A 25499-nucleotide genomic window follows, 5' to 3' on the forward strand; every position below is an offset into this window, starting at 1 on the left:
CCTGGCAGGCCGGCGCCACGCAACGTGGGCCCGCCTGCTGCGGTATATTCGCCCGCATGGCTACTCCTACCTCATCTCCCGACGCCGCCGCGCGTACCCCATTCTCATTGCATGGCCGCGTTGCCCTGGTGACCGGCGGCGCGCAAGGCCTGGGCCTGGCGATTGCCGCCGGGCTGGCCGATGCCGGTGCCCACGTGGTGGTGGTCGCGCGCAGCGAGGCACGCGTGCATGACGCGGTCGCCACGCTGGCCGCGGGCGGCGCCAGCGCCGAGGCGCTGGTGCTGGACATCACCGATCAAGCGGCGGTCGAAGCAGCGTTCGCGCGGATCGATGCCGACCACGGCCGGCTCGATATCCTGGTCAACAACGCCGGTGCGCGCAACCGCAGCTCGATGGCGCATCTCGATGCCGGCGACCTGCGCGCCATGCTCGAGACCAACCTGGTCGCGCCCTACACGCTGTGCCGCCACGCCGCGCAACGGATGCAGCGCGGGCAGTACGGCCGCATCGTCAACGTCAGCTCGATCGCGGGCCAGGTGGCGCGCGCGGGGGACGTGCTCTATCCCGCCACCAAGGGTGGGCTGGATGCGCTGACGCGTGCGCTGGCCGCGGACCTGGGCCGCTTCGGCGTCACCGTCAACGCGATCGCGCCCGGCTACTTCGCCACCGAACCGAACCAGCCGATGGTCGACGACGAGAGCGTGGCCGAGTGGCTGCGCCAGCGCACCTCGCTGGGCCGCTGGGGCCGGCCCGAAGAGATCGCCGGCGCGGCGGTATTTTTGGCATCGCCGGCGGCGTCGTATATCACCGGGCACGTGCTGGCGGTCGACGGCGGCTACCTCGGCCACTTCTGACCAGCCGCCAACGGCAAAGCGTACCCAATTCTGCGTGCCACCCCTTGACGCTGGCGGCGGCGTTTCAGCGCCGCGCCGGCGCCTTGCCGCCGCGGTAGAACGCCTGCAGGCTTTCGATCATCGCCGCCGCGGCCGCGGAGTCGCTGCGGTCCTTCATCCGCACCAGGCAGATATCGCGCACCAGTGACGGCAGCTGCAGCGGCCGGATCGCCAGGCCCTCGCGCCGGAACTGGAACAGCGCCAGCGACGGCACCGCGCTGATGCCGAGTCCTGCCTGCACCAGCGCCGCCACGGTTGCCAGGTGCTCCACCTCCATCACGCTGTGCAGCCGCAACGGATGCAGCGCCGCGTCGAGATGCTGGCGCACGCTGGTCGTGCGCGACAGCTGGATAAACGGCTCGCCCGCCAGGGCTGACGGCGCGATGCGGCGCTTGCGCGCGAGCGGATGACCGGCCGGGCATACCAGGTGGAAGGTGTCGCGCACCAGCGGCTCGACGCGCAGGTCGTCATCCTGCGCCGGCGCGGGTGCCAGCGCAAAGTCGGCGCGGCCCTGCCGGACCAGTTCGATGCAGCCATCGGCGAGCTGATCGAAGAGCTCCAGCACGATGCCCGGGTAGCTTGCGCGGAACTGTGCCAGCAGCGGCGGCAGGTCGCCGCCCGCCAGCGACGGCAGGGCGGCGATCGACACGCGGCCCTTGCGCCGCTCGGCGTGCGCGCGCAGGTCTTCGAACGCCGCTTCGAAATCCGCCAGCAGCCGCCGCGCGGTCTGTTCAAAGCGCACGCCGTCAGTGCTCAGCTCCACGTGGCGCGTGGTGCGCTCGAAGAGGCGGCTGCCCGCCTGCTCCTCCAGTGTCTGCACCAGCGCGCTGAATGCCGACTGCGACAGGTGGCAGGCGCGCGCCGCGCGGGTGAAGTTGCGGTAGGTCGCCAGTGCCACGAAGGCGCGCAAGTGCTTGACCGAGAGGTTCATCGACAGCTTTTATTTATCCAGCAAGTCGATAGATTAATCCAAATAATCCGTTTTTTGGCTGACCGGGCGCGGCCTAGAATGGCTTCGACACAGCCATCAACCTTGCCTCCGACCATGAATGCTCCCTTGCTCATCGGCTCCGGCGCCGGCTTCTCGGGCGACCGTACCGACGCCGCATTGCCGGTGGTGCGCACGCTGATCGCCGCCGGCCAGCCCGCGGCGCTGATCTTCGAGACACTGGCAGAACGCACGCTGGCGCTGGCGCAACTGGCGCGGCGCAACGATCCCGCGCACGGCTACGAACCGCTGCTCGATGCGCTGCTGGCGCCGGTGCTCGGCTTGTGCCTGCAACATGGCATTGCCATCGTCGGCAACTTTGGTGCGGCCAATCCGCAGGCGGCAGCGCGGCGCGTGCTGCAACTGGCGGGCGAACTCGGCCTGCCTGCGCCGCGCGTGGCGGTGGTGGAGGGCGATGATCTCTCGCACGATGCCGGCCGCTCGCTGCTGCAGGGCATCCTTGGCGATGCCTTCGACGCCGGCCGCTTTGTCTGCGCCAATGCCTATATCGGCGCGCAAGGCATCGCCGCGGCGCTGGCCGGCGGCGCCCAGGTCGTGGTGTGCGGCCGCGTCGCCGACCCGGCGCTGGCGGTGGGGCCGGCGATGGCGCATCACGGCTGGTCGTGGGACGACTGGGACCGGCTCGCCGCCGCCACCATGGCCGGCCACCTGCTCGAATGCGGGGCCCAGGTCACCGGCGGCTACTTTGCCGATCCCGGCATGAAGGACGTACCCGACGTCCACGCGCTGGGTTTCCCGATCGCGCAGCTCGCCGGCGACGGCAGCATCGAGATATTCAAGGCAGCCAATACCGGCGGCTGCGTAGACCTGCGCACGGTCAAGGAGCAATTGCTGTACGAAGTCCACGATCCGTCCGCATACCTGACCCCTGACGTCGTGGCCGACATCAGCGCCGTCACCGTCACGCAGATCGGCCCCGACCGCGTGGCGGTGCGCAACGTGCGCGGCCACGCACAGCCGGCGCAGCTCAAGGCCAATGTGTTCAGCCATGGAGGCTGGCTGGCCGAAGGCGAGATCTCCTATGCCGGCCCGAACGCAGCCGCGCGCGCGCGCCTGGCGGCCGACATCCTGCGCCGGCGCATGCAGATGCTGGGCCATGACGTGCCGATCCGCTTCGACCTGATCGGCGTGCTCAGCGTATTCGCCGATGACGCCGGCACGATGCTCGCCCGACGCCAGCCGCACGAGGCCGAAGCGCAGGACGTGCGCCTGCGCGCGGCGCTGGCGCATGACGATGCTGCGGTGGCGCAGGCGCTGCTGCGCGAGGTCAACGCGCTCTACACCTGCGGCCCCGCCGGCGGCGGCGGCGTGCGCACGGGACAGCGCGCGCGCCTGAATGCCGTGTCGTGCCTGGTGCCGCGCGAAGCCGTCACCGCCACGCATCGCTTCATCGCCTGAGGACGACCCCCATGACCACGATCGATACCACCACCGCGCTCTACCGGTTCGCCCACGGCCGCACCGGCGACAAGGGCGACCGCTCCAACATCAGCGTGATCGCCTACGATGCGCGTGACTATGAACACCTGGTTGCCCACGTGACCGAGGACGCCGTGCGCGCGCTGTTCTGCGAGCGCCGGCCCAGCGCCGTGACGCGCTACCTGGTGCCGTCGCTGCACGCCATGAACTTCGTCATCGACGGCGTGCTCGACGGCGGCGTCAATGACGCGCTCAACCTCGACACCCACGGCAAGGCGCTGTCGTTCCGCCTGCTGCAGCTGCAGATCCCGCTGCCGCCTCGGCTGGTGCCGGCAGCACCCTGAATCCGCACCAACAACGATTTCGACAGGAGACAACGATGCACCGATTCCTCAAGCCACTGGCCGCCGTCGCGCTGTGCGCACTGGTCCTGCCCGCCGGACAGGCGTGGGCCGAATTCCCCGACAAGCCGATCCGCTTCGTGGTGCCGTTTGCCGCGGGCAGCGCCACCGACCAGCTCGCGCGGGCCATTGGCCAGGCCATCACGCTGGACAGCAAGGTCACCGTGGTGGTCGACAACAAGCCCGGCGCCAACGGCTTTATCGCGGCGTCTGACGTCGCCAAGGCGGCGCCCGACGGCTACACCGTGCTGATCAGCACCAACACCACGCATGCGGCCAACGAGCACCTGTTCAGGAAGCTGCCCTACGACCCGGTCAAGGATTATGCGCCGGTGACCGCGCTCGGCCGCGGGGGCCAGATCATGGTGGTCAATCCGCAAGTGCCGGCCAAGACCGTGGGCGAGTTCATCGCGCTGGCAAAGAAGCAACCGGGCAAGCTCAGCTTCGGCAGCGGCAGCTCGTCGTCGCGCATCGCCGGCGAGCTGTTCCAGCAGATGGCGCACGTCGAGCTTCTGCACGTGCCGTACAAGAGCAATCCGCTGGCGATCACTGACCTGCTCGGCAACCAGATCCAGATGATGATCACCGATACCGCCACGGGCCTGCCGCAGGTCAAGAGCGGCAAGCTGCGCGCGCTTGGCGTATCGGGCAAGGCGCGCTCGCCGCTGGCGCCTGACGTGCCGACCATCGACGAGGCCGGCGTCAAGGGCTACGAGATGAGCTACTGGTTTGCGGCGTATGCGCCGGCCGGTACGCCGCAGCCGGTGGTGGCCAGACTGAACGCGCTGATGGTGAAGGCCGCGCGCAGCGACGCCGCGGCCAGCTTCTACCAGTCGACAGGCACCGAAGTGTTTACCAGCACGCCCGCCGAGCTCGCGAAATTCCAGGCGCAGGAGTCTGGCAAATGGGGCCGCATCATCAAGGCCGCGAATATCCAGCCTGAATGACGACGACTCGCTGCAAGCTCGCATGAATGGAAAACGGGGCCGCGTGGCCCCGTTTTTTACGCAGAAGTAGGTACGCTCTGGTCGGGCGTACCCATTTCTGCGTGGCTGTTTCCTGTGTCGTTCCGTGTTGTTCCGCGTTGTTCATTGCCGCGGTCCTTGGCGTCCTGCGTGCTTTTCCGGTGAGGCGACATCCGGCTTAACATACGCCTTTGTTTTCCTCGACAACAACCAACAACAAGGAACCAGACATGAAGCTGCAGTCCGCCGCGCACCACGCCATCGCCCGACCTGGCCACGCCATGCACAAGGCGCTGCGCCTGCCTGCCCTGGTGCTGGCCGCCTCGATGGCAACCGCCCTGCTGCCAGCCACCACCGGCACCGCCCATGCCGCCGCGGCGCAACAGAAGACGCAGGTGCCGGGCTACTACCGCATGATGATCGGCCAGCTGGAAGTCACCGCGCTGTACGACGGCTACATCGACCTCGACCCGAAGATCCTCAAGTACACCAGCGCTCGCGAAGTGCAAAGCCTGCTGGCACGGATGTTCGTCGAGTCGACGCCGGGCATGCAGACCGCGGTCAACGCCTACCTGGTCAATACGGGCAGCAGCCTGGTGCTGGTCGATACCGGCGCGGCGGCATGCTTCGGCCCCACGCTCGGGCGCATCGGCGACAACCTGCGCGCGGCGGGCTATGCGCCGGAGCAGGTCGACGCCGTGCTGCTGACGCACCTGCATGGCGACCATGCCTGCGGCCTCGCCGTGAACGGGCAGCCGGCCTTTCCCAACGCCACGGTCCATGTCGACAAGGCCGACGCCGACTACTGGCTCAACGAAGCCAATGCCGCCGCGGCGCCGAAGGAAGCACAGAGGCTGTTCGCGATGGCACGCGCCGCGGTCGCGCCGTACCAGGCGGCGAACCGGTTCCGTACCTTCAACGGCGGCAATGGTGCCGAACCGATCCCGGGCGTGCGGGCGCTGCCCGCCTATGGGCATACGCCGGGCCACAGTGGCTACCTGTTCACCTCGGGCAAGGACAGCCTGCTGCTGTGGGGCGACATCGTCCACAGCCATGCGGTCCAGTTCCGCCGTCCGCAGGTGGCGATCGAGTTCGATACCGACAGCCACGCCGCGGTGATCACGCGCAAGCGCATCCTGGCCGATGCGGCGAGGGGAAAGCTGTGGGTGGGCGGCGCGCACCTGCCGTTCCCCGGGCTGGGCCATGTGCGCCGCGACACGGCCGGCTATACCTGGGTGCCGGCAGAGTACGGCCCGATCCGCGCGGATCGATAGGCCGGAGCGCACGCCGCGTTTTTTCGCCTAGAGTCATGCCATGGGCCCGCGCCGGACCGGCGCGAGCCACCGTCCCTTGCCGGAGGCGCGCCATGGCAACCCCTGCATCCCCGATTGATCCCAAACGGCGCCTGTTGTTGGGCGCCGCTGCCTGCGCTGCACTCGCCGCCAGCCTGCCGCGCGCTGCGCGGTCACAGGCCGCCGGCCGCAATGCCGCGGCGCAGCCCATCGGCGTGATCGGCGCAGGCCGCATCGGCGGCACCATCGGCGGGCTGTGGGTCAAGGCCGGACACCCCGTACTGTTCTCCTCGCGCCATCCCGAAGCCCTCAAGCCGATGGTCGCAGAAATGGGTACGCTTGCCCGGGCCGGCACCGTGGCCGAGGCCATCGCCTTCTCCGATGTGCTGTTCCTCGCCACGCCCTACGGCGCCCTGCCGCAGCTCAGCCGCGACCACGCCGACGCGTGGCGGGGCAAGATCGTGCTCGACGCCACCAACGCCTTCGACCAGCGCGACGGCCCGATCGCCGAAGAGGCCAGGCGCGACGGCATCGGCCTGACCACGGCGCGCTACCTGCGCGGCGCGCGCGTGGTGCGGGCGTTCAACTTCATGGGGGCGGCGCAGTTCGCCAGCGAGCACCACCGGCAAGGCGGGCTGGTCGCGGTGCCGATCGCTGGCGACGACAAGGCTGCGCTGGACGTGGCGGCGCAACTGGTGCGGGATGCGGGCTTCGAGCCGGTGGTGGTGGGTCCGCTGTCCAGCGCTGACCGCTTTGCGCCGGGCGGGCCGCTGTTCAGGCAGGTTGGTACGGCCGAGGAATTCCGGCGCAAGATGAGCGCGCCGTAAAGCGCGCAAGCGAGGGTCAGTCAGGGGGGCGGAGCAGGCCGGCTGTCGCGCCGCCTCAGGGACGGCGCCGCTCCATCGCCACCATCGACGGCGTAAAACCGAGCTGGCCGAAGAACGCCGCTTCGGAAGAGCGCGCCGCGCGCAGCACCCAGGTGATATCGGGATCGTTGCCCATCACGTATCGCACCAGCGCGCGGCCGATGCCGCGCCGGCGCTGGCTCGGGGCCACCGCAACCATCGACAGGAAGCCGTCGGAGACGTCGTCGCACAGGGCCCGGGCGAAGCCGACGATCTCCCCGTCTTCCACCGCCACGGCCACGCGCTGGGAATTGGCCACCAGCCGTGCGAACTTGTCGGGCCCGCCTATCCGGTTGGACCAGCCATTGGCGATCAGTAGTTGTCTGGCTGCCTCGATGTCCCCGGGCAACAGGTTACGGATTTCCATTGGCGGCTCTCCCAGTAAAGCATGTACGGCCCCTCGCCGCCCCTTGCCACCAGGGGCGCCGCGAGTCGAGAACGGCACGGGAACCCGCGCCGCACAATTGGCGGAGTGTAGCGAGCGGGCGCGGGCGCGTCAATTTGGCTTCCGGCGGGGTGGGGGTGCTGCTCACGCCAGCGCGCGGGCGGGGTATCATGGCCTGCATGAATGCCCCCGTCTTCTCCTCAGCCCATCCGGCCGACCAGCTCGCCGAATTTCCTGACGCAGATGCGGCGCTGGCGCGCATCCGCGAGATCTACGACGCCTCGGTCGGCGCGGTGCGCGCGCGCTTCGATGCATTCGCCAGCGGCAAGCCGCTGCCCTCGGCCGCGCACGCCTGCTATCCGTACCTCGGGATCTCGGTCAACATCGAGACCATGGTCACCGACAGTCGTCCCTCCTGGGGCACGGTGGCCTATCCCGGGGTGTACGGCACCACGGTGACCCGCCCGGACCTGCTGGCGGACTACTACCGCGACCAGATCGAACGTCTGATGCGCTACCACCGCGTCCCGGTGGTCGTTGGGCTGAGCCGGCGCCCGATCCCGCTGCCGTTCGTGATCGAGGCCTCGACCACCGACATCAGCTACACCCAGGCGCGCGAGCTGGAGGCCTCGTTCGTGCTGCCCGAGCTCAGCCGCATCGATGACGGCATCGCCAACGGCACCTACGAGCCGATTCCTGGCGAGGCCTGGCCGCTGTCGCTGTTCTCCGCCGAGCGCGTGGACCTGGCGCTGCAGCGGCTGTACCACTACACCGGCACGGCGCCGCAGCATTTCCAGCGCTTCGTGCTGTTCACCAATTACCAGCGCTACGTCGATGAATTCGTCGCGCTGGGCCGTGCGCTGATGAGCAGCAGCGACGGCGGCGGCTACACCCGCTTCGTCGAGCCTGGTGACGTGGGGCAGGACCTCGGCGGCGCCGAGCCCGAAGACGCGACCCGTCCGCGCGCGCTGCCGCAGATGCCGGCTTACCACCTGGTGCGCGAAGACAAGCTGGGCGTGACGCTGGTGAACATCGGCGTGGGCCCGTCCAACGCCAAGACCATGACCGACCATCTTGCCGTGCTGCGCCCGCATTGCTGGCTGATGGTCGGCCACTGCGGCGGCCTGCGCCGCTCGCAGCAACTGGGCGACTACGTGCTGGCACACGCCTACGTGCGCGACGACCACGTGCTCGACCACGACCTGCCGCCGTGGGTGCCGGTGCCGCCGATCGCCGAGATCCAGGTGGCGCTGCAGGAAGCGGTGGCGCGTGTCACCGGCCTGTCCGGCAACGAGATGAAGACGCGCATGCGCACCGGTACCGTGGTCTCCACCGACGACCGCAACTGGGAGCTGAAGTCCAAGTCGCTGTACGCGCGCTTCAACCAGTCGCGCGCCATCGCCATCGATATGGAAAGCGCCGCGGTGGCCGCCAACGGCTTCCGCCTGCGCGTGCCCTACGGCACGCTGCTGTGCGTCTCGGACAAGCCGCTGCACGGCGAGCTCAAGCTGCGCGGCATGGCCAATGCGTTCTACCGGCAGCGCGTCAGCCAGCATATGACCATCGGGCTGGAGGCAATCCGCATCCTGCGCGAAAACGGTGTCGAGCAGCTGCATTCGCGCAAGCTGCGCAGCTTCGACGAGCCGGCGTTCCGCTAGTCCGCGGCGTTCCGTCGCGCCAAGGAAAAAGGCCGGCGCCCGATGGCGCCGGCCTTTTTTTCATGGCGAACCGCCAGTATCAAAAACGATAGCCCACGCCCATGCTGAACACCCACGGGTCCAGGCTGACCTGCGACACCTTGACGTCGCCGGCCTTGACGTCGCTCCGCAGCCACATCTTCTTGATATCGGCGTTCAGGAACCAGTTTTTGGTCAGCTTGTAGTCCATGCCGATCTGCAGCGCCGGGCCCACGCTCCAGCTGTCGAGCTGCAGCGTGTCATTCGCAATGTTTTCGCCATAGATGCGGGTGAAGTTCAGGCCGGCGCCGATATACGGGCGGAACGTGCCGTTCGGAATCAGGTGGTACTGGAACAGCAGCGTCGGCGGCAGGTGCTTGAAGGTGCCGATCTTGTTGCCGTCGAGATAGACGTTCTGCTTCTGCGGCACGGTCAGCACCAGCTCGGCGGCAAAGTTCGGCGTGAAGAAATAGGTGACGTCGAGCTCGGGGATCCATTTGTTGTTGACCGTGATGCGGTTCGAGGCGCCCACGCCGCCGACCGGATCGGAGCTTTTGCTCATGTCGAGATAGGTGCCGCGCAGGCGCACCATCCAGTTGCCCTGGCCGTCGTCGGCGGCCAGGGCGGGCGCGGCAAAGGCGCCAAGCATGGCGCCGGCGGCGATGGCGGAGCAGGTGACCCGGGTACGGAGAGAGAGCTTGTTCATGATGTTTTGTCTTGGTCTGGTAAGGAGTCCGCGGCCAGTTTGGCCGAGCGGGTCCGTGCGGACCTTGACGCAGAACAAGTCGGGAAGTCGCCACAAACGGGGCGTCGCGATCCCGCGACAACGCTGTTGCGGCAGCAATCTCCGCTAATAACCACATGCGGAATCATTCGTGGCACGCCGGCGCGCCAGCCCTTACGCTGTGCAGGAGATCAGCGCCCGCACGCTTGCACGCGCAGGCGGGCGCCGTGGCACCGGGCATGTCGTGGGCGTCCGCAAGGGCGTCTTTCCGGGTGTGCTCCGTGGGGGCGGGGCACACCGGTTTTCTTCGGATCCCCCTGCAGCGAGCGCCGTGGATCGGGTCTTCGCGCGATTGCGTTCGTGCTCACTCGCGCCGGCGCGTCCGAATCCGATCAGGGTAAGGGCTGCACCAAACGGCGGTGTTGCGCCGCTTCGCCACCCCCGTCATGCCGGTCCGGCTCGACCGAAGGACGGTGCGTGTGCGCTGAAAGCATGAGGCACGCGCCAGGTCCGTACGTTATCCCTCAGTCATCTGGCCGGTATTGCGCCGGAACCGTTGCGCCTAGTCTGGTAGCGCGGGAAAAAACACACGGGGGAACATCATGAGACTGAGAACCTGGGCAGCCTGGCTGGCAGGCACTGCCATGACATTTATGCTGGCCGGCTGCGGCGGTGGTGGCGGTGGCTCGAGCTCGCCCGCCACGCCTGCCGCGACCACGCCGCTGACCTTCACGGTCAAGATGAGCACGACCTCGGGCGAGGTTGGCGTGGGCCGCACGCTCACCATCAGCGCGCTGGCGGTGGACAGCAACGGCGTCGATGTCAGCGGCAATACGGTGTTCACCTGGAGCAGCGTCGACAATGGCGTTGCCACGGTCGAACCGGTCGCGGCTACGCCGGCCAGTGCGGTGGTCCGCGGCATCGCCACCGGTACCACCAACGTGCAGGTGGTCGCGACGGTCAGGAACGCCGACAACACCACCACCACGCTGCCTGCGCAGACCGCCACCATTACCGTGGTGCCGGCTTCCGTGGTCAGCTACAGCCTGTCGATTCCCAATACCAATCTGTCGATGAGCGATGGCCAGGAGCTGCCGGTCAAGGTGTCGCTGATCGACAGCAATGGCAATGACGTCTCGGCCAGCGTCAACAGCTGGGCGTGGGCGAGCAGCGCCACCGCGGTCCAGGTGACGGCCAGCCAGAACAGCGCCACGCTGAAGGCGAGCAACAGCTCGACCACCGCGGCGGTGACGGCTGATGTGTCAGTGTCGGTCACGGCGCCGGATGGCCGCGCGATCGGCGGCGTCATCGTGGTGACGGTCGCGAAGAACGGTTCGGCCACCTATCGCGTGGTGACGACGAGCAACGGCCAGCCGGTGGATGCGCTGCAGGTGTTCAGCGAACGCCCGGCGAGCTTCACCTCGCGCGTGCTGCGCAACGACGGCCAGGACGTCACGGCCGACTTCGATGGCACCTGGACCTATACCGACACTTCGCCGACCCTGTCGGCTTCGGAAGCCGCCGGTACGCACGACGCCACGGTCAGCAGCAGCCTTGCCAAGGGCACCGGCCCGGTCCAGAGCACGCTGACGGTGACCGCCGTCAGCACCAAGCTGGGCGTGAGCTCGACGGCCAGCCTGGCCGTGACTGAGAATCCCACCTGGGCGCTGGTCGGCGACATCCAGCAACCGCTGACGCTGCTGCAAGCGCTGCCGGTGGAGGTGACCGCACGCATGAAGCACCTTGGCGATGATGCACAGTACACCGAGTGCAAGGACTGGGCATGGGAGCACACCGGGCCCGTGTCGCTGACGCCCAGCATGTTTGCATTGCCCAATCAGGTGCGCGCGACCGGCACCGCCGCCGGCGACTTCACCATCACCGCGACCTGCACCGCGATCGCGGACAACACGCCGCTGAAGCTGGTCTTCGTCGGTACCGTCAAGTAAGCAGCAACGTTCCCGCGCGCAAGTGAAACGCCCTCCGATCCGGAGGGCGTTTTGCATTGGTGTGGACCGCAGCTGCCCGCGTCGGCGCTGGTTGGCCCTCTGCGCCGCTTGCCGGAAACAGGCATGGAGGAGGGTCGGTGGTTCCTGGCGCGACGACATTTCTCGCAAAGCGTACCCATTTCTGCGTGACAACAAAAATCAGCTTCAGGCAGCAACAGAGCCCCCGCCAGCTCCGCCAAGCTCGCGCATTGCCAGCAGCGCAGCCCACGCCAGCCAGTGCCATGCACGCAGAGCGTACCCATTTCTGCGCACCACTCAACAGGCCTGCGCGGCCTGCGGCGCACGCTCGCCAGCCCGCCCTGGGTCGCAGCACGAATGCTTGCAAACTGTGGCGAGCGCATCGCGCGCGAGCCGCGGCGTACCCATTTCTGCGCATCACTCAACCGGCCTGCGCGGCCTGCGGCGCACGCTCGCCAGCCCGCCCTGGGTCGCAGCACGAATGCTCGCAAACTGCGGCGAGCGCATCCCGCGCGAGCAGCGGCCGTACCCATTTCTGCGTACAGGAGTAAACGAGCTACGAAAGTGGAAATGGAGGGAAAAAAAGGGAAAAGACGCGCCGTTCAGCGCTTGCGCACGAAGCGAACGACCTGCTCGGCAGGCTTTCCTTGCGCGTCGGTGGCGTTGGCGGTGTTGGATCCGCAGGTGTTGCAGCGCCCGTCGTCACAGCCGCTGGCGCAGCCCGAGGCCGCCTGGGGGGCCAGCCAGCGCACCAGCCGGCCGCGCCAGCCGCTCGCGGCGCCGCCGCCCAGGCGTGTCGCGAGCGCGGCCTTGACGCGCTCGCGCGTGCGCGGCGCATAGCGCGCCACCACCGATACCGCGCACGCCAGCACGATCAGCGGGACCAGCAGCGTTTCGATGGCGTGGTAGAGCGTCATGGCAGCGAGGGCGTCAGCTGAACAGCAGCGCGACGCGATAAGTGACGAACGCGGCCAGGTAGGCCAGCCCGGTCAGGTACACGATCGACCCTGCCATGACCTTCCAGGAGTTGGTCTCGCGGCGGATCACCGCCAGCGTCGAAATGCACTGCGGCGCGAATACATACCAGGCCAGCAGCGCCAGCGCGGTAGCCAGCGACCATTGCGCCGCGATCATCGGCGCGAGCTGAGTGGCCATGGCTTCCTCGCTCCCCGACAGCGCATATACCGTCGCCAGCGCGCCCACCGCCACTTCGCGCGCGGCCAGGCCCGGCACCAGCGCGATGCAGATCTGCCAGTTGAAGCCCACCGGCGCGAACACCTTCTGCAGCGCGTGGCCGATCATGCCGGCAAAGCTGTAGTCGATGGCCGGCGCGGTGGCGCCTTCCGGCGGCGCCGGGAAGGTCGACAGGAACCACAGCAGCACGGTCAGCGTCAGGATCACCTTGCCCACACGTGACAGGAAGATCCGGGCACGCTCCCACAGGCCGATGGCCACGTCGCGCACATTGGGGATGCGGTACGACGGCAGCTCCATCAGCAGCGGATGGTCGGTGCGGCCGCGGCGGAAGAACTTGAGCGCATAGGCCACCACCAGCGCGCTGACGATGCCGGCCACGTACAGCGTGAACAGCACCAGCCCCTGCAGATTGAACAGGCCCATCACCGTGCGTTCGGGGATGAAGGCGCCGATCAGCAGTGCGTACACCGGCAGCCGTGCCGAGCAGGTCATCAGCGGCGCCACCAGGATGGTGGTGAGGCGGTCGCGCGGATCCTGGATGGTACGCGTGGCCATGATGCCAGGGATCGCGCAGGCAAAGCTCGACAGCAGCGGAATGAACGAACGCCCGGACAGCCCCGCGCCCATCATCAGCCGGTCCAGCAGGAATGCGGCGCGCGGCAGGTAGCCCGATTCTTCCAGCGTGAGGATGAACAGGAACAGGATCAGGATTTGCGGCAGGAACACCACCACGCTGCCGAGGCCCGCGATCAGGCCGTCGACCAGCAGGCTCTTGAGCAGGCCGTCGGGCAGATGCGCGCCAAGCAGTGCGCCGGCCCAGTGCACGCCGCCCTCGATGCCGTCCATCAGCGGCTCGGCCCACGAGAACACTGCCTGGAACATCAGGAACAGCAGCACCGCCAGCAGCAGCAGGCCGAACACCGGGTGCAGCACGATGCGGTCGAGGCGGTCGTCCAGCGCGGCGGTGCGCGCCGGCATGCTGACCGCCGCGGCCAGCATGCGGTTGACTTCGCTGTGCACGTCGATATCGCTGGCTGGTTCGGGCGTAGACGGGGGCACGGCGGGCAGGGCGCCGTCGAGCAGCGCCAGCAGTGCTGCCGCGCCGTCGCGCTTGACCGCCACGGTGCTGACCACCGGCACGCCCAGCGCGGCAGCCAGCTTGTCGCGGTCGATCCGGATGCCGCGGCGCGCGGCGGCGTCGCTCATGTTGAGCACCACCACCATCGGCAAGCCCAACCGGCGCAGTTCCAGCACGAAGCGCAGGTGCAGGCGCAGGTTGGTCGCGTCCACCACCGAGACCAGCAGGTCGGGACGCTGCTCGCCGGCGCGCACGCCCAGGCAGACGTCGCGCGTGATCGCTTCATCCAGGCTGGCCGCGTGCAGGCTGTAGGCACCCGGCAGGTCCAGAATGCGGACCTGCCGTCCGGCGGGGGAGACGAAATGGCCTTCCTTGCGCTCGACGGTCACGCCGGCGTAGTTGGCCACCTTCTGTCGGCTGCCGGTCAGTCGGTTGAACAGTGCGGTCTTGCCGCAATTGGGATTGCCTACCAGCGCGATGCGCAGGGCAGGAGTCGGGGAAGCTGCTGCAGACATATTCCGGAAGGGCTCAGGCGGTCCGCTTGGTCCGCTCGTTCGGTGTGGGCGCCGTGGCGCCGGCCTGTTCGCCCGCTTCGGCGGGCGCGATGCTGGTCACCGAGGCGCTAACAAGCTCGACGCCGATGCGCGCCGCTTCCACGCGGCGCAGCGCAAAGCGCGTAAAGCCGATCTGCGCGACCAGAGGATCCATGCCGAACGGACCATAGGCGATGACCTGGACGATCTCGCCGGGGACAAAGCCAAGTTCTCGCAGGCGGCGCGCGACAGGGTCGCCCGGCGTGGCGTCGTCCACCGATTGCACTACGGCGGGCGTGCGCCGTGGAAGTTCAGACAACCGCATCATGCTTCCAGTCCGTGGGCGCGGTCGTCCAACGCGGCCGAATTGCGGCCGGCATGACCTCGCCGGGTACGTAAATGAAAATCGTTTTCATTGTATCGCAAATAGGGCAGGACGACGCCCCACAAGTGCCGGGCACGCCAGCCGCCATGCCGCTACGCGGCAGGAGGCGAATGATAACCGGTGACAGCACCTTCGAAGGGGTCAAGCTTAAGGCGGGACGGCAGTCACGTCCGCGCGGTCGCACACATGCGCGCCACCGTTGCGGAGTTCGGTTGTCCAAAACCTAATGCAACAGGTTTCATGCAGCATGATGCAATTACTGCATTTGCGTTATTGGATGCCGCAAGCCTGCGGCGTTAAGCTGCAAGCACGCTGAACACCCCGTTCCACGCGTACTTCACAAGCCATCGGCCGCAGCGCCGGTGGCTTTTTCTTTGGACGCCATCTCTTTCGGCGCCGCCTGCGCGGCGACCATCGCCACAAAGTTGTCGCGGGCGGGATGGTCGGGCGCCGTCTTCCACACGCAATAGACTTCAGAGCGCACCGCCGTGCCTGCCAGCGGCCGGAACGCTGCGCCTGCCATGCCAGAGCGCGCCAGTGCCGCTGGCACCAGGGCGACACCCATGCCCTGCGAAACCAGCGATACCACCGAGAGCCAGTGGCGCACTTCGTGCCGGATCTGAGGGTAAAACCCCTGGGCCGCGCACATATCGAAGATACGGCTGTAGTAATCCGGCGACGCCTTGCGCGAGAACAGCACGAAGGCCTCGCCGCGCAGGTCAGCCAGCGGCAGCTCCGGCTGCGCCGCGAGCGGGTGGTCCGCCGGCAGGCAACAGACGAACGGTTCGGTGTGCACCCGCGTGGCCCGCAGCGAGTCGGGCACCCGGCCGGTGTGGATAAAGGCCGCGTCGAGCTCGTCGTGCAGCAGCGCATCGATCTGCTCCTGCGAGTTCAGTTCGGTCAGCGCCACCTGGATGCCAGGGTAAGCCGCCTCAAAGCCGCGCAGGAGCTGCGGCAGGCCTCGATACAGCATCGAGCCGACAAAACCCACCCGCAGCCGGCCGATGGCACCCGCTTCGATCTCGCGCGCCAGCAGCCGCGCCGCTTCGGCCTGCGCCAGCAAGGCCGTGGCCGACTCACGGAAGGCGCGTCCCGCCGCGGTCAGGCGCACGCCGCGGCTGTCGCGGTCGAACAGGCGGGCGCCGACCGAGGCTTCAAGCTGCTGGATGTTCAGCGACAGCGGCGGCTGCGAGATGGCAAGCCGGCGCGCTGCCCGGCCGAAGTGCAGTTCCTCTGCCAGCACAAGGAAATAGCGCAAGTGACGGAATTCCATGGCGATACAAAATTTGTATTGATCGAGCCAATTTTAGAATTAGACGCAAATCCATGGGGTTTGAATAATGCAGGTCAAAGGGCCGCAGCGTGTTCGCCAACCATGCCGGTCCACCCGCCAAGGAGACCAGACATGCCGACTAGCGCCGTGCGCGATACCGCACCTCACGCCCAGCCCGACAGCCCCGCCGCCGCCCATCCGGTGCCCGACCGCCAGGGCGGCAGCCTGTTTGCTGCCGACCCCGAGTTGCGCGCACTGCTGCCGCTCTATCTGCCGGCGGACCTGTTCAGCCACCTGCTGCCGCACCTGGAGCGCATGGGCGCGCTGGCTGGAGGGGTGCTCGACGAACTGGCCGCCGTGGCCGACCACAACCCTCCGACGCTGAGCTACCGCACCCGCAGCGGCGTCGACGCGCAGCGCATCGACAAGCATCCTGCCTACGTGGAAATGGAGCGCGTGGCCTTTGCCGAATTCGGGCTGGCGGCCGCCTCGCACCGCGGTGGCGTGCTCGGCTGGAACAAGCCCATGCCGCCGGCGGCGAAGTACGCGCTCACCTATCTGTTCGTCCAGGCCGAGTTCGGCCTGTGCTGTCCGCTGTCGATGACCGACTCGCTGACACGCACGCTGCGCAAGTTCGGCGATCCGGCGCTGGTCGAAAAATTCTTGCCCAACCTGACCACGCAGGTGTTCGAAGACCTGTATCAGGGCGCCATGTTCATGACCGAGCAGGGCGCAGGCTCCGACGTGGCCGCCACCGCCACGCGCGCGGCGCGCGACGCCGGCGCCGAGGGCGGCTGGCGCCTGCACGGCGACAAGTGGTTCTGCTCCAACCCCGACGCCGCGCTGGCGATGGTGCTGGCGCGCGTGGAAGACGAAGCCGGCAACGCCGTCCCCGGCCACAAGGGCGTGTCGCTGTTCCTGCTGCCGCGCAAGCTGGCCGACGGCAGCGACAACCAGTACCGCATCATCCGGCTCAAGGACAAGCTCGGCACGCGCTCGATGGCCAGCGGCGAGATTCGTCTCGAAGGCGCGCAGGCTTACCTCGTCGGCGAACCCGGCCGCGGCTTCGTGCAGATGGCCGACATGATCAACAACTCGCGCCTGTCCAATGGCGTGCGCGCCGCAGGCCTGATGCGCCGCGCGCTGACCGAGGGCCTGTTCATCGCGCATGAACGCCGCGCCTTCGGCAAGCGCCTGGAAGACATGCCGCTGATGCGCCGCCAGTTGCTCAAGCTGACGCTGCCCACCGAACAGGCCCGCACCATGGTGTTCCAGACCGCCGAGGCGCTGCGCCGCGCCGATGCCGGGGAGGCCGACGCCTACCCGCTGATGCGCATCCTGACACCGCTGATCAAGTTCCGCGCCTGCCGCGACGCGCGCAAGGTCACCGGCGACGCGATGGAGATCCGCGGCGGCTGCGGCTATATCGAGGAATGGAGCGACCCGCGCCTGGTGCGCGACGCCCACCTCGGCTCGATCTGGGAAGGCACCAGCAATATCGTCGCGCTCGACGTGCTGCGCGCAATCCGCCGCGAAGGCGCGCTGCCGGTGCTGCAGGCACATCTTGCCGGGCTGCTGGCCGATACGCCGATGCACGCGCATGCACGCGCCACGTTTGAGGCCGCCATCGCCGCTGCGGCGAAACTGGCCGCGCAGGCCGCCGAAGCCGGCGCCGAGGGCGACCTGCTGGCGCGCCAGGCGGCTTCCGCGCTGTACCACGTGACCACCGCGGTGGCAATGGCGTGGGAAGCGGGCCGCATCGGCTCGGTGCGTCGCATGCGCCTGGCACAACTGGTGCTGCGCCACCGCGTGCTGCCGCAGGATCCGCTGGCGGCAGCCACCGAGCCGGAGTGGCTGGCCGAGACGGTGGCGCCTCCCGCCGATGGCGTGGTGCGCGCGGCCGGCGCGGTCGCCGACGTCAACGTGTTCTGACGCGGTAGCCATTCCCCTTTGTTTGCTCCCCTCTCCCGCCTCGGGAGAGGGGCCGGGGGAGAGGGCAGGCGGTGGCATACCGATACGCCTCGCTTCGTTGATGCTCCCGCCCTCTCCCCAACCCTCTCCCGCAAGCTGGAGAGGGAGCACCCCCAGACGCCCCATACCATCCCGCCCCCGCGGGAGACGTCCTATACCAGGAGACAACGCCATGAAACTCTGGCACCGCCTCGCGGCCATTGCCGCGTGCTCGCTCTGCATCGCCCCGGCCTTCGCGCAGAAGGACTTCCCGACCAAGCCGATCATGATGGTCGTCACCTATCCGCCGGGCGGCCCGACCGACGCCATGGCCCGCACGCTTGCCGCCGCGCTCAAGACCAGCCTGGGCCAGCCGGTGGTGGTGGAAAACCGCGCCGGCGCCGGCGGCAATATCGGCGCGGAAGTGGTCGCGCGCGCCGAGCCTGACGGCTACACGCTGATGTTCGGCACCTCGGCGCCGCTGGCGATCAACGTCAGCCTCTACCGCAAGATCAACTACGACCCGGTCAAGAGCTTCGCCCCGGTGATCCAGATCGGCCAGTTGCCCAATGTGCTGGTGGTGAACCCGGCGGTGCCGGCGAAGAACGTCAACGAGCTGATCGCCTACGGCAAGTCGCATCCGGGCAAGCTGACCTATGCCTCGTCCGGCAACGGCGCGTCGTCGCACCTGGCGGGCGTGCTGTTCAACAATGTCACCGGCACCGACTTCCAGCACATCCCGTACAAGGGCACCGGCCCGGCGCTGAACGACCTGCTCGGCGGCCAGGTCAGCATGACCTTCACCGACGTGCTGACCGCCATGCCCTTCATCAAGAGCGGCAAGGTGCGCGCGCTGGGCGTCACCACCAAGGCGCGCTCGCAGGCGCTGCCGGATGTGCCGACTGTCGCCGAGCAGGGCGTGCCGGGCTTCGACGTTTCGGTGTTCTTCGGCGTGGTGGCGCCGGCCGGCACGCCGCCCGAAGTGATCGGCAAGCTCAACCGCGCCTTTGCCGATGCATTGAAGCAGCCCGAGGTGCGCAAGACGCTGCAGGCGCAGGGCCTGGAATTCGCGCCGTCGACCACCCCGGAGCAGCTTGGCGGCTTCGTCAAGGCCGAGGTCGGCAAGTGGCGCGCCGTGGTGCAGAAATCGGGCGCGCAGCTTGACTGAGCGGCCAGTTGAACAGGAGCCAGCCATGACCCAATCCCATCCCGGCGCGCTTGCCGGCATCCGTGTGGTCGACCTGTCGCGCATCCTGGGCGGCCCGTACTGCGGCCAGATCCTGGGCGACCACGGCGCCGACGTACTCAAGATCGAACCGCCGCAGGGCGACGACACCCGTACCTGGGGCCCGCCGTTCAAGGACGGCGTCGCGTCGTACTACTTCGGCCTGAACCGCAACAAGCGCGTGATGCGGCTGGACCTGACCGCGGAGGCCGACCGCACCGTGCTGCTCGCGCTGCTCGCGGACGCCGACGTGCTCGTCGAGAACTTCAAGACCGGCACCATGGAGAAATGGGGCCTGGGCTACGACACGCTGTCACAGCGCTTCCCTCGCCTGGTGCATTGCCGCGTGTCCGGTTTCGGCGCGGACGGTCCCCTCGGCGGGCTGCCCGGCTATGACGCTGCCGTGCAGGCCATGGCGGGCCTGATGAGCATCAACGGCGAGGCCGACGGCGACGCCATGCGCGTGGGCCTGCCCGTGGTCGACATGGTCACGGGCATGAATGCCGCACTGGGCGTGCTGCTGGCGCTGCAGGAACGGGAGCGCAGCGGGCGCGGCCAGTTCGTGGAGGCGGCGCTCTATGACTCCGGCCTGTCGCTGCTGCACCCGCATGCGGCCAACTGGTTCATGAGCGGCAAGACGCCGGTGCGCACCGGCAACGCCCATCCGAACATCTACCCGTATGACACGGTGGCCACGGCCACGGACCCGATCTTTCTTGCGGTCGGCAACGACCGGCAGTTCCGTATCCTGTGCGAACACCTGCAGGTCGCGCCGCTGGCCGACGACGAGCGCTATGCCACGGCAGGCGCGCGCTCGGTGAACCGGGTGTCGCTGAAGGCCGAACTGGAGGCGCGCACGCGCGCGCTGGATGGCAAGGCATTGGCCGACACGCTGGTGGCTGCGGGCGTGCCGTGCGCGCCGGTGCTGTCGGTGGCCGATGCGTTGCAGCATCCGCATACCGTGCATCGGGAGATGGTGGTGGAGATGGAGGGCGGCTACAAGGGGCTGGGCGCGCCGGTCAAGCTGAGCCGGACGCCGGCCACCTACCGGCATGCGCCGTTGACGGAGGGGGATGCGTTTCTGGATTAGGCGCGGCCGAGTCTGCTGACACGCCCAATCCGCCGGTGTTGTCTCCCCTCTGCCATTTTGGGAGAGGGGCGGGGGAGAGGGCCGGAGTCTCCACGGAGAGAAGGCCGTCGCTCTTGCATGCGCTGGCCCTCTCCCCCAACCCCACTCCCGCAGGCGGGAAGAGGGGAGCAAACACTCACCCGGGAATCATCCCCGGCAGCCAATAAGCCTGCACCATCGTGATCACCCCGATGATCACCGCAAACAGCAGGCTGTGCTTCACCGTAAAGCGGAACAGCTCCGACTCCTTGCCCACCAGCCCGGTCGCGGCGCAGGCCACCGCGATCGATTGCGGCGAGATCATCTTCGCGGTCACGCCGCCGGTGGTGTTGGCCGCCACCATCAGCGTGTCGGACACGCCGATCTGGTGCGCGGTGGTGCTCTGCAGCGCGCAGAACAGTGCGTTGGAGGAGGTATCCGATCCCGTCAGGAACACGCCCAGCCAGCCGAGGAACGGCGAGAAGAACGGGAACGCGGCACCGGTGCCGGCCAGCAGCAGCGCCAGCGTCGACGACATGCCGGAGTAGTTCGCGACGAAGGCAAAGGCCAGCACCAGGCCGATCGACAACACCGGGCGCGCCAGTTCCACCAGCGTCTCGCCGAAGGTCGCCAGCAGCGCGCGCGGCTTCATCTTAAGCAGCACCGCGGAGATCAGCGCGGTCAGCAGGATCGCGGTACCAACGGCGGACAGCAAATCGAGCTTGAGCACGGCATCATAGGCCTTGGGCGTGGCCACGATCGGCGCGGCCTTGATCACCATCTGGTCCAGCCCCGGCACCTTGAACTTCAGCACCGTGCCCGCCAGTGCGCCGTTGGCGGCGAACAGCGCCTTGAACGGCTGCAGGCTCCATACCGTGACGATCGCCGTCAGGATGCCGAACGGGGCCCACGCGCGCAACGTCTGCGCCAGCGTGTAGGGCGATGCCTTGCGGCTCATCGGAGCAGCGCCAAAGCCGCCGCCGAAGCCGCCCAGCGCCACGGCACCGCCGCTGACCGCACCGCCTGCGCCGGCCGCCAGCCGTGACGCGCTGCGCGGCTGCCAGACCTTCAGGAACGCGGCCAGCGACACCAGGCTGACCAGCGCCGAGGTGATGTCCGGCAGTTCCGGTCCGATATGGTTGGAAGTGAAGTACTGCGTCACGGCAAAGCTGCCGCCGCACACCAGCGCCGCCGGCCACGTTTCGCGCACGCCCTTGGCGCCGTCCATCATGAACACCAGCCAGAACGGCACCAGCAGCGACAGCAGCGGCAGCTGGCGGCCGGCCATGGCACCGATATGGAAGGGATCGATGCCCGTGACCTGTCCGGCCACGATGATGGGAATGCCCATCGCGCCAAACGCCACCGGCGCGGTATTGGCGATCAGGCACAGCCCGGCGGCATACAGCGGATTAAAGCCCAGGCCGACCAGCAGCGCGGCGGTGATCGCCACCGGCGCGCCGAAGCCCGCCGCGCCTTCCAGGAAAGCGCCGAAGGCAAAGCCGATCAGCAGCATCTGCAGGCGCTGGTCGTCGGTGATCGCCAGCACGGAGGCCCGGATGATGTCGAACTGGCCGGTCTTGACCACGATCTTGTAGAGGAACACCGCGGTCACGATGATCCATGCGATCGGCCACAGCCCGTAGGCAAAGCCGAAGCCGGCCGCGGCCAGCGCCTGCTGCACCGGCATGCCGTAGGCGAAGATCGCCACGCCGAGCGCCAGCAGCAGCGTGACCGCGGCGGCGACATGACCCTTCATGCGCCACAAGGCCAGCGCGATGAAGAAGAACAGGATGGGAATGGCCGCCGCCAGCGCCGACAGCCACAGGCTGCCTAGCGGCGTATAGAGTTGGGTCCAGGGTTGCACGTTTTAGTCTCCTGCTTGGTGGTGATTCGGGAAGATGTTTTATTTGCACGTACTGTGGGTGCTTCCGGTCCCTTCTGTTTGCTCCCCTCTCCCGCTTGCGGGAGAGGGAGCAATCAGTCAGGCATTGGGAAGCTGCAGGCAGCGCCTACTCCGGCTGCCCCTTCTCCTTGAGCAGATCCGCCAGGCTCTTCGCCGCCGGCTTCAGCGGCGTGCGATGCTGCGTCCATCCCATCTGCCTGGACGGCGCCAGCGCACGCAGTCTTGTGGCCGCCCAGCGGAACAGCCGGTAAGTGGCCGGGTGCGAGTACGCCCCGCTCCAGAATCGCCACACCAGGTGCTCGCCCTTGCTGTACTTGGCACCCTGTCCGCGCAGCGGGTTGGCCACCCGTTCCTCCGGATCGCGGTTGGCTTCGGTACGCAGGCGCACCAGCAATTGCGGAATCGGGATGCGCACCGGGCAGACCTCGCCGCAGGCCCCGCACAGGCTCGAGGCGGTGGGCAGGTCAGCGGTGGCGTCCAGTCCCAGCAAATGCGGCGAGATGATCTTGCCGATCGGCCCGGGATAGGTCGTGCCATAGGCATGCCCGCCGATGCGCGTATAGACCGGGCAGTGGTTCATGCATGCGCCGCAGCGGATGCACTGCAGCGTGGCGCGCAGCTGTGCATCGGCATAGGCTTGCGTGCGGCCATTGTCGAGCAGTACCAGGTGCACTTCGCGCGGGCCGTCGCGTTCGCCGTCGCGGCGCGGGCCGGAGATCAGGTTGAAATACGTGGTGATGGCCTGGCCCGTGGCCGAGCGCGTCAGCAGGCTCGACAACGGCACGATGTGCTCGAGCTTCGCCACCACCTTTTCCATGCCCATGATGGCGATATGCACATCGGGCACCGTGGTGGATAGCCGGCCGTTGCCTTCGTTCTCGATCAGCCACAGCGTGCCGGTATCTGCCGCGGCGAAGTTGACGCCGGACAGGCCGATGTCGGCCTCGACAAACGCCTGCCGCAGCGCGCGGCGGCCGGTCTGGATCAGCGCGTCGACGTCCTCGGTATAGGGCGTGTCGGGAATATGCTGCTCGAACAGCGCGGCGATATCGCCCTTGGTCTTGTGGATCGCCGGCATGACGATATGCGACGGCTTCTCGCCCGCCAGCTGGACGATGTACTCGCCCATGTCCGACTCGATGCATTCGACACCGCGCTCGGCCAGGTAATGGTTCAGTTCGATTTCCTCGCTGGCCATCGACTTGCCCTTGATCACGCGCCTGGCCTGCCTTGCTGCCGCGATGCCGTGGATGATGCGGTTGGCGTCGTCGGCGGTCTCGGCCCAGTGGACCTGCACACCGGCGGCGGCGAGCTTCTCCTCCAGCTGCACCAGCAGATCCGGCAGGTTGGCGAGCGCGTGCTGACGTACCGCTTCGCCCAGGTCGCGCAGCCGTTCCAGCTCATCGGCGTCGGGAAACTGCGCCAGGCGCTTGCCCTGCAGGAAGTCCATCGCGCCGCGAAAGCTCTGGCGCAGCTTTGGGTCGTCCAGCGCCTCGCGCGCACGCGCCTTGAAGTCTTGCGGCGCGACGAAATGCAGCATGCTCTGGCTCATTGCGCGGCCTCCTTGTTGTCGATGTCCTGCACGATGACGACCCACAGCCGGCGCGGGCCGTGCGCACCGTAGGCCAGCGTCTGCTGGATATCGGAAGTCTTGGACGGGCCCGAAATCATCACCAGGTTGGTCGGCATGCCGTCGCGCCAGCGTTCGGCGCGCGCGGCCAGGTGCAGGTCCTGGTGCAGCGTCGATGCGCGCACCAGCGCCACGTGCAGCGGCGGCACCAGCGATACCGTGCGCGGCGATCCCGCGTCCGGTGCAACGATCAGCGTGCCGGTGGCGGCAATGCCCGAGCGCGCCACGGTGAAGCCGGCGTCGACGGTGTCGAACAGCTCCGCTTTCCAGGCTTCGATGGGGCGGTCATAGCCGATGGCTTCGACCTGCGGCGGCAGCGCGGGGGCCAGCGCCGCGCCGGCGTGGCTCGCGGGGTCGAGCAGCAAGCGCCGGACGCCGGCTTCGGCCAGCGCCGTGGCCAGCAATGCCGGCCACGCTTGCGCATCGGTGCACCAGACTTCCGCGTGCGACGCTTCCAGTGCCATGCGCATCGCATCGACCTGCTCATCGGAAGTGGGCGCGGCGTGCCGGCGCGCTTCGAAATGGCCATCGATGCGGCGATCCAGTTCCGCGACGGAGGACGCAGGCGCGGGGGCGGCGGCGCGCAGCCGGCCCAGCATGCGTTCACGGGCGCCAGGCGTGCTCATGCGGCACCTCCGGTACGGCGCCACAGGAAGCTGGCCAGGTGTTCGACCTGCAGCGGTGCGCCGTCATGCGCGGCGGTGTGGCCGATATTGAGCAGGCAGCCACAGTCGGCCGACACCAGCCGCTCGCAGCCGGTGGCGCAGGCGGACGCAACCTTGTCGCGCACCATTGCGCCGGAGATATCGGGATGCTTGAGCGAAAACGTGCCGCCGAAGCCGCAGCATTCCGACTCGCGCTGATGCTCGACGCGGGTCACGCCAGGCAATGCGTCGACCAGCGCCACGCCATGCTGGCGCGTACCCATTTCGCGGCGCGCGCCGCAGGAGGTATGCAGCACGATCCGCTCGGGCACCTGGCCCGGTGGCACGGCGTCGTGGAAGTCGACGTGCAGCACGTGCAGGAGGAATTCGCCCAGCTCGTAGATCCGCTCGGCCAGCGCGCGCGCCTTCGAGCCGGCCACGGGATCGTCGGCGAACAATTGCGGCCAGTGGTGGCGCATCATGCCGGCGCATGACCCGGACGGCACGATCACCGGCCAGGGCTGGCTGAACAGGTCCAGCTGCGCGCGGGCTACCGCACGCGCGGCGTCGGGGTTGCCGCTGCTGTAAGCCGGCTGGCCGCAACAGCTCTGCGCACGCGGAAAGTGTACGGTGAGGCCTTCGCGCTCGAGCAGCCGCACGGCGTCGAGCCCGGCCTGCGGCACGAACAGGTCGACCAGGCAGGTGGCAAAGAGATAGGCCTGCGTGGGCGCAGGGCCGGTGGGGTACTGACGATCTTTCATGTCTCGCTCCGGATGTGCTGGGGTTGCGCTGCTTGGCGTCGCACATTTGGGCGCATAATTCCCGCTTCCGGGCGGCTGTTCAAATTGGTTGGACCAGACGGCGGGGCGACTATGGAGCGGGGGCAGACGGCATGACGGTGGCGGCACAAAGAAGCGGGCGCAGCCGCGGGCGC

Annotated in this window: 22 protein-coding genes; 11 read left to right on the forward strand and 11 right to left on the reverse strand. The window is 68.2% G+C overall.

All coding sequences use genetic code 11. From position 1 onward, the window contains the following. Nucleotides 1-56: 56 nt before the first annotated feature. Nucleotides 57-854: an SDR family oxidoreductase gene (locus J8I82_RS27125; protein ID WP_209761929.1), complete on the forward strand. Its 798-nt coding sequence runs from the start codon at nucleotides 57-59 to the stop codon at nucleotides 852-854. Nucleotides 855-918: 64 nt separating this feature from the next. Here J8I82_RS27125 and J8I82_RS27130 read toward each other — a convergent pair whose 3' ends face one another. After that, on the reverse strand, nucleotides 919-1824 hold the full coding sequence (locus J8I82_RS27130) for a LysR family transcriptional regulator (RefSeq protein ID WP_209761930.1): 906 nt from the start codon (nucleotides 1822-1824) through the stop codon (nucleotides 919-921). Between the two features lie 114 nt (nucleotides 1825-1938). Here J8I82_RS27130 and J8I82_RS27135 point away from each other — a divergent pair, with 114 nt between their 5' ends. From J8I82_RS27135 to J8I82_RS27155, 5 genes are all read left to right on the forward strand, one after another. Beyond that, nucleotides 1939-3300: an acyclic terpene utilization AtuA family protein gene (locus J8I82_RS27135; RefSeq protein WP_209761931.1), complete on the forward strand. Its 1362-nt coding sequence runs from the start codon at nucleotides 1939-1941 to the stop codon at nucleotides 3298-3300. A gap of 20 nt (nucleotides 3301-3320) precedes the next feature. Further along, on the forward strand, nucleotides 3321-3665 hold the full coding sequence (locus tag J8I82_RS27140) for an AtuA-related protein (protein ID WP_209762014.1): 345 nt from the start codon (nucleotides 3321-3323) through the stop codon (nucleotides 3663-3665). A 35-nt stretch (nucleotides 3666-3700) separates the two neighbouring features. Next, on the forward strand, nucleotides 3701-4669 hold the full coding sequence (locus tag J8I82_RS27145; RefSeq protein WP_209761932.1) for a Bug family tripartite tricarboxylate transporter substrate binding protein: 969 nt from the start codon (nucleotides 3701-3703) through the stop codon (nucleotides 4667-4669). Nucleotides 4670-4968: 299 nt separating this feature from the next. Beyond that, the gene (locus tag J8I82_RS27150; protein ID WP_431831586.1) at nucleotides 4969-5961 is read left to right on the forward strand and encodes an MBL fold metallo-hydrolase; all 993 of its coding nucleotides are present in this window, start codon (nucleotides 4969-4971) and stop codon (nucleotides 5959-5961) included. 92 nt (nucleotides 5962-6053) lie between these two features. Continuing rightward, on the forward strand, nucleotides 6054-6806 hold the full coding sequence (locus J8I82_RS27155; protein ID WP_209761934.1) for an NADPH-dependent F420 reductase: 753 nt from the start codon (nucleotides 6054-6056) through the stop codon (nucleotides 6804-6806). Nucleotides 6807-6861: 55 nt separating this feature from the next. Here the strand turns inward: J8I82_RS27155 and J8I82_RS27160 are convergent, their stop codons facing one another. Beyond that, on the reverse strand, nucleotides 6862-7251 hold the full coding sequence (locus tag J8I82_RS27160; RefSeq protein WP_209761935.1) for a GNAT family N-acetyltransferase: 390 nt from the start codon (nucleotides 7249-7251) through the stop codon (nucleotides 6862-6864). A gap of 188 nt (nucleotides 7252-7439) precedes the next feature. Here J8I82_RS27160 and J8I82_RS27165 point away from each other — a divergent pair, with 188 nt between their 5' ends. Beyond that, nucleotides 7440-8927 (forward strand): AMP nucleosidase, encoded by a 1488-nt coding sequence (locus tag J8I82_RS27165; protein WP_209761936.1) that lies wholly within the window; start codon nucleotides 7440-7442, stop codon nucleotides 8925-8927. A 79-nt stretch (nucleotides 8928-9006) separates the two neighbouring features. Here the strand turns inward: J8I82_RS27165 and J8I82_RS27170 are convergent, their stop codons facing one another. Continuing rightward, nucleotides 9007-9651 (reverse strand): OmpW/AlkL family protein, encoded by a 645-nt coding sequence (locus tag J8I82_RS27170; RefSeq protein WP_209761937.1) that lies wholly within the window; start codon nucleotides 9649-9651, stop codon nucleotides 9007-9009. Nucleotides 9652-10313: 662 nt separating this feature from the next. Here J8I82_RS27170 and J8I82_RS27175 point away from each other — a divergent pair. Next, the gene (locus J8I82_RS27175; protein WP_209761938.1) at nucleotides 10314-11618 is read left to right on the forward strand and encodes a hypothetical protein; all 1305 of its coding nucleotides are present in this window, start codon (nucleotides 10314-10316) and stop codon (nucleotides 11616-11618) included. A 620-nt stretch (nucleotides 11619-12238) separates the two neighbouring features. On the opposite strand, the gene J8I82_RS27180 is transcribed toward J8I82_RS27175, so the two are convergent. From J8I82_RS27180 to J8I82_RS27195, 4 genes are all read right to left on the reverse strand, one after another. After that, nucleotides 12239-12553 (reverse strand): DUF6587 family protein, encoded by a 315-nt coding sequence (locus J8I82_RS27180; RefSeq protein WP_209761939.1) that lies wholly within the window; start codon nucleotides 12551-12553, stop codon nucleotides 12239-12241. Between the two features lie 13 nt (nucleotides 12554-12566). Beyond that, nucleotides 12567-14426, reverse strand: a complete 1860-nt coding sequence (feoB, locus tag J8I82_RS27185) for a ferrous iron transport protein B (protein ID WP_209761940.1) — start codon at nucleotides 14424-14426, stop codon at nucleotides 12567-12569. A gap of 13 nt (nucleotides 14427-14439) precedes the next feature. Next, on the reverse strand, nucleotides 14440-14769 hold the full coding sequence (locus J8I82_RS27190) for a FeoA family protein (protein ID WP_209762015.1): 330 nt from the start codon (nucleotides 14767-14769) through the stop codon (nucleotides 14440-14442). Between the two features lie 397 nt (nucleotides 14770-15166). After that, nucleotides 15167-16102 carry a LysR family transcriptional regulator gene (locus J8I82_RS27195; RefSeq protein WP_209761941.1) on the reverse strand — a complete coding sequence of 312 codons (936 nt, stop codon included), beginning with the start codon at nucleotides 16100-16102 and terminating at the stop codon, nucleotides 15167-15169. 132 nt (nucleotides 16103-16234) lie between these two features. Here J8I82_RS27195 and J8I82_RS27200 point away from each other — a divergent pair, with 132 nt between their 5' ends. From J8I82_RS27200 to J8I82_RS27210, 3 genes are all read left to right on the forward strand, one after another. After that, entirely contained in the window at nucleotides 16235-18034 is a 1800-nt protein-coding gene (locus J8I82_RS27200; protein WP_209761942.1) for an acyl-CoA dehydrogenase family protein, read from the forward strand. A 211-nt stretch (nucleotides 18035-18245) separates the two neighbouring features. Then, nucleotides 18246-19220, forward strand: a complete 975-nt coding sequence (locus tag J8I82_RS27205; protein ID WP_209761943.1) for a Bug family tripartite tricarboxylate transporter substrate binding protein — start codon at nucleotides 18246-18248, stop codon at nucleotides 19218-19220. A 25-nt stretch (nucleotides 19221-19245) separates the two neighbouring features. Beyond that, nucleotides 19246-20367: a CaiB/BaiF CoA transferase family protein gene (locus J8I82_RS27210; protein ID WP_209761944.1), complete on the forward strand. Its 1122-nt coding sequence runs from the start codon at nucleotides 19246-19248 to the stop codon at nucleotides 20365-20367. A 175-nt stretch (nucleotides 20368-20542) separates the two neighbouring features. On the opposite strand, the gene J8I82_RS27215 is transcribed toward J8I82_RS27210, so the two are convergent. The 4 genes from J8I82_RS27215 to J8I82_RS27230 all read right to left on the reverse strand — a co-directional run bounded on the left by J8I82_RS27215 (nucleotide 20543) and on the right by J8I82_RS27230 (nucleotide 25326). Next, nucleotides 20543-22252 carry a lactate permease LctP family transporter gene (locus J8I82_RS27215; RefSeq protein WP_209761945.1) on the reverse strand — a complete coding sequence of 570 codons (1710 nt, stop codon included), beginning with the start codon at nucleotides 22250-22252 and terminating at the stop codon, nucleotides 20543-20545. A 145-nt stretch (nucleotides 22253-22397) separates the two neighbouring features. Beyond that, nucleotides 22398-23843, reverse strand: a complete 1446-nt coding sequence (locus J8I82_RS27220; RefSeq protein WP_209761946.1) for a LutB/LldF family L-lactate oxidation iron-sulfur protein — start codon at nucleotides 23841-23843, stop codon at nucleotides 22398-22400. Next, entirely contained in the window at nucleotides 23840-24547 is a 708-nt protein-coding gene (locus J8I82_RS27225; protein ID WP_209761947.1) for a LutC/YkgG family protein, read from the reverse strand. Before J8I82_RS27225 ends, J8I82_RS27220 begins: the two co-directional genes overlap by 4 nt. Beyond that, nucleotides 24544-25326 carry a (Fe-S)-binding protein gene (locus J8I82_RS27230; protein ID WP_209761948.1) on the reverse strand — a complete coding sequence of 261 codons (783 nt, stop codon included), beginning with the start codon at nucleotides 25324-25326 and terminating at the stop codon, nucleotides 24544-24546. The genes J8I82_RS27225 and J8I82_RS27230 overlap by 4 nt, the downstream gene beginning before the upstream one ends. Nucleotides 25327-25499 lie beyond the last annotated feature (173 nt).

This window comes from Cupriavidus consociatus, from assembly GCF_017814975.1.
Lineage (GTDB): Bacteria > Pseudomonadota > Gammaproteobacteria > Burkholderiales > Burkholderiaceae > Cupriavidus > Cupriavidus consociatus.

Excerpts from the sequence above, each read along its gene's own strand:
- J8I82_RS27125 (WP_209761929.1), top strand. The coding sequence starts at position 57 with ATGGCTACTCCTACCTCATCTCCCGACGCCGCCGCGCGTACCCCATTC.
- J8I82_RS27130 (WP_209761930.1), bottom strand. The coding sequence starts at position 1,824 with ATGAACCTCTCGGTCAAGCACTTGCGCGCCTTCGTGGCACTGGCGACC.
- J8I82_RS27135 (WP_209761931.1), top strand. The coding sequence starts at position 1,939 with ATGAATGCTCCCTTGCTCATCGGCTCCGGCGCCGGCTTCTCGGGCGAC.
- J8I82_RS27145 (WP_209761932.1), top strand. The coding sequence starts at position 3,701 with ATGCACCGATTCCTCAAGCCACTGGCCGCCGTCGCGCTGTGCGCACTG.
- J8I82_RS27150 (WP_431831586.1), top strand. The coding sequence starts at position 4,969 with ATGCACAAGGCGCTGCGCCTGCCTGCCCTGGTGCTGGCCGCCTCGATG.
- J8I82_RS27155 (WP_209761934.1), top strand. The coding sequence starts at position 6,054 with ATGGCAACCCCTGCATCCCCGATTGATCCCAAACGGCGCCTGTTGTTG.
- J8I82_RS27160 (WP_209761935.1), bottom strand. The coding sequence starts at position 7,251 with ATGGAAATCCGTAACCTGTTGCCCGGGGACATCGAGGCAGCCAGACAA.
- J8I82_RS27165 (WP_209761936.1), top strand. The coding sequence starts at position 7,440 with ATGGCCTGCATGAATGCCCCCGTCTTCTCCTCAGCCCATCCGGCCGAC.
- J8I82_RS27170 (WP_209761937.1), bottom strand. The coding sequence starts at position 9,651 with ATGAACAAGCTCTCTCTCCGTACCCGGGTCACCTGCTCCGCCATCGCC.
- J8I82_RS27175 (WP_209761938.1), top strand. The coding sequence starts at position 10,314 with ATGACATTTATGCTGGCCGGCTGCGGCGGTGGTGGCGGTGGCTCGAGC.
- J8I82_RS27180 (WP_209761939.1), bottom strand. The coding sequence starts at position 12,553 with ATGACGCTCTACCACGCCATCGAAACGCTGCTGGTCCCGCTGATCGTG.
- feoB (WP_209761940.1), bottom strand. The coding sequence starts at position 14,426 with ATGTCTGCAGCAGCTTCCCCGACTCCTGCCCTGCGCATCGCGCTGGTA.
- J8I82_RS27190 (WP_209762015.1), bottom strand. The coding sequence starts at position 14,769 with ATGCGGTTGTCTGAACTTCCACGGCGCACGCCCGCCGTAGTGCAATCG.
- J8I82_RS27195 (WP_209761941.1), bottom strand. The coding sequence starts at position 16,102 with ATGGAATTCCGTCACTTGCGCTATTTCCTTGTGCTGGCAGAGGAACTG.
- J8I82_RS27200 (WP_209761942.1), top strand. The coding sequence starts at position 16,235 with ATGCCGACTAGCGCCGTGCGCGATACCGCACCTCACGCCCAGCCCGAC.
- J8I82_RS27205 (WP_209761943.1), top strand. The coding sequence starts at position 18,246 with ATGAAACTCTGGCACCGCCTCGCGGCCATTGCCGCGTGCTCGCTCTGC.
- J8I82_RS27210 (WP_209761944.1), top strand. The coding sequence starts at position 19,246 with ATGACCCAATCCCATCCCGGCGCGCTTGCCGGCATCCGTGTGGTCGAC.
- J8I82_RS27220 (WP_209761946.1), bottom strand. The coding sequence starts at position 23,843 with ATGAGCCAGAGCATGCTGCATTTCGTCGCGCCGCAAGACTTCAAGGCG.
- J8I82_RS27225 (WP_209761947.1), bottom strand. The coding sequence starts at position 24,547 with ATGAGCACGCCTGGCGCCCGTGAACGCATGCTGGGCCGGCTGCGCGCC.
- J8I82_RS27230 (WP_209761948.1), bottom strand. The coding sequence starts at position 25,326 with ATGAAAGATCGTCAGTACCCCACCGGCCCTGCGCCCACGCAGGCCTAT.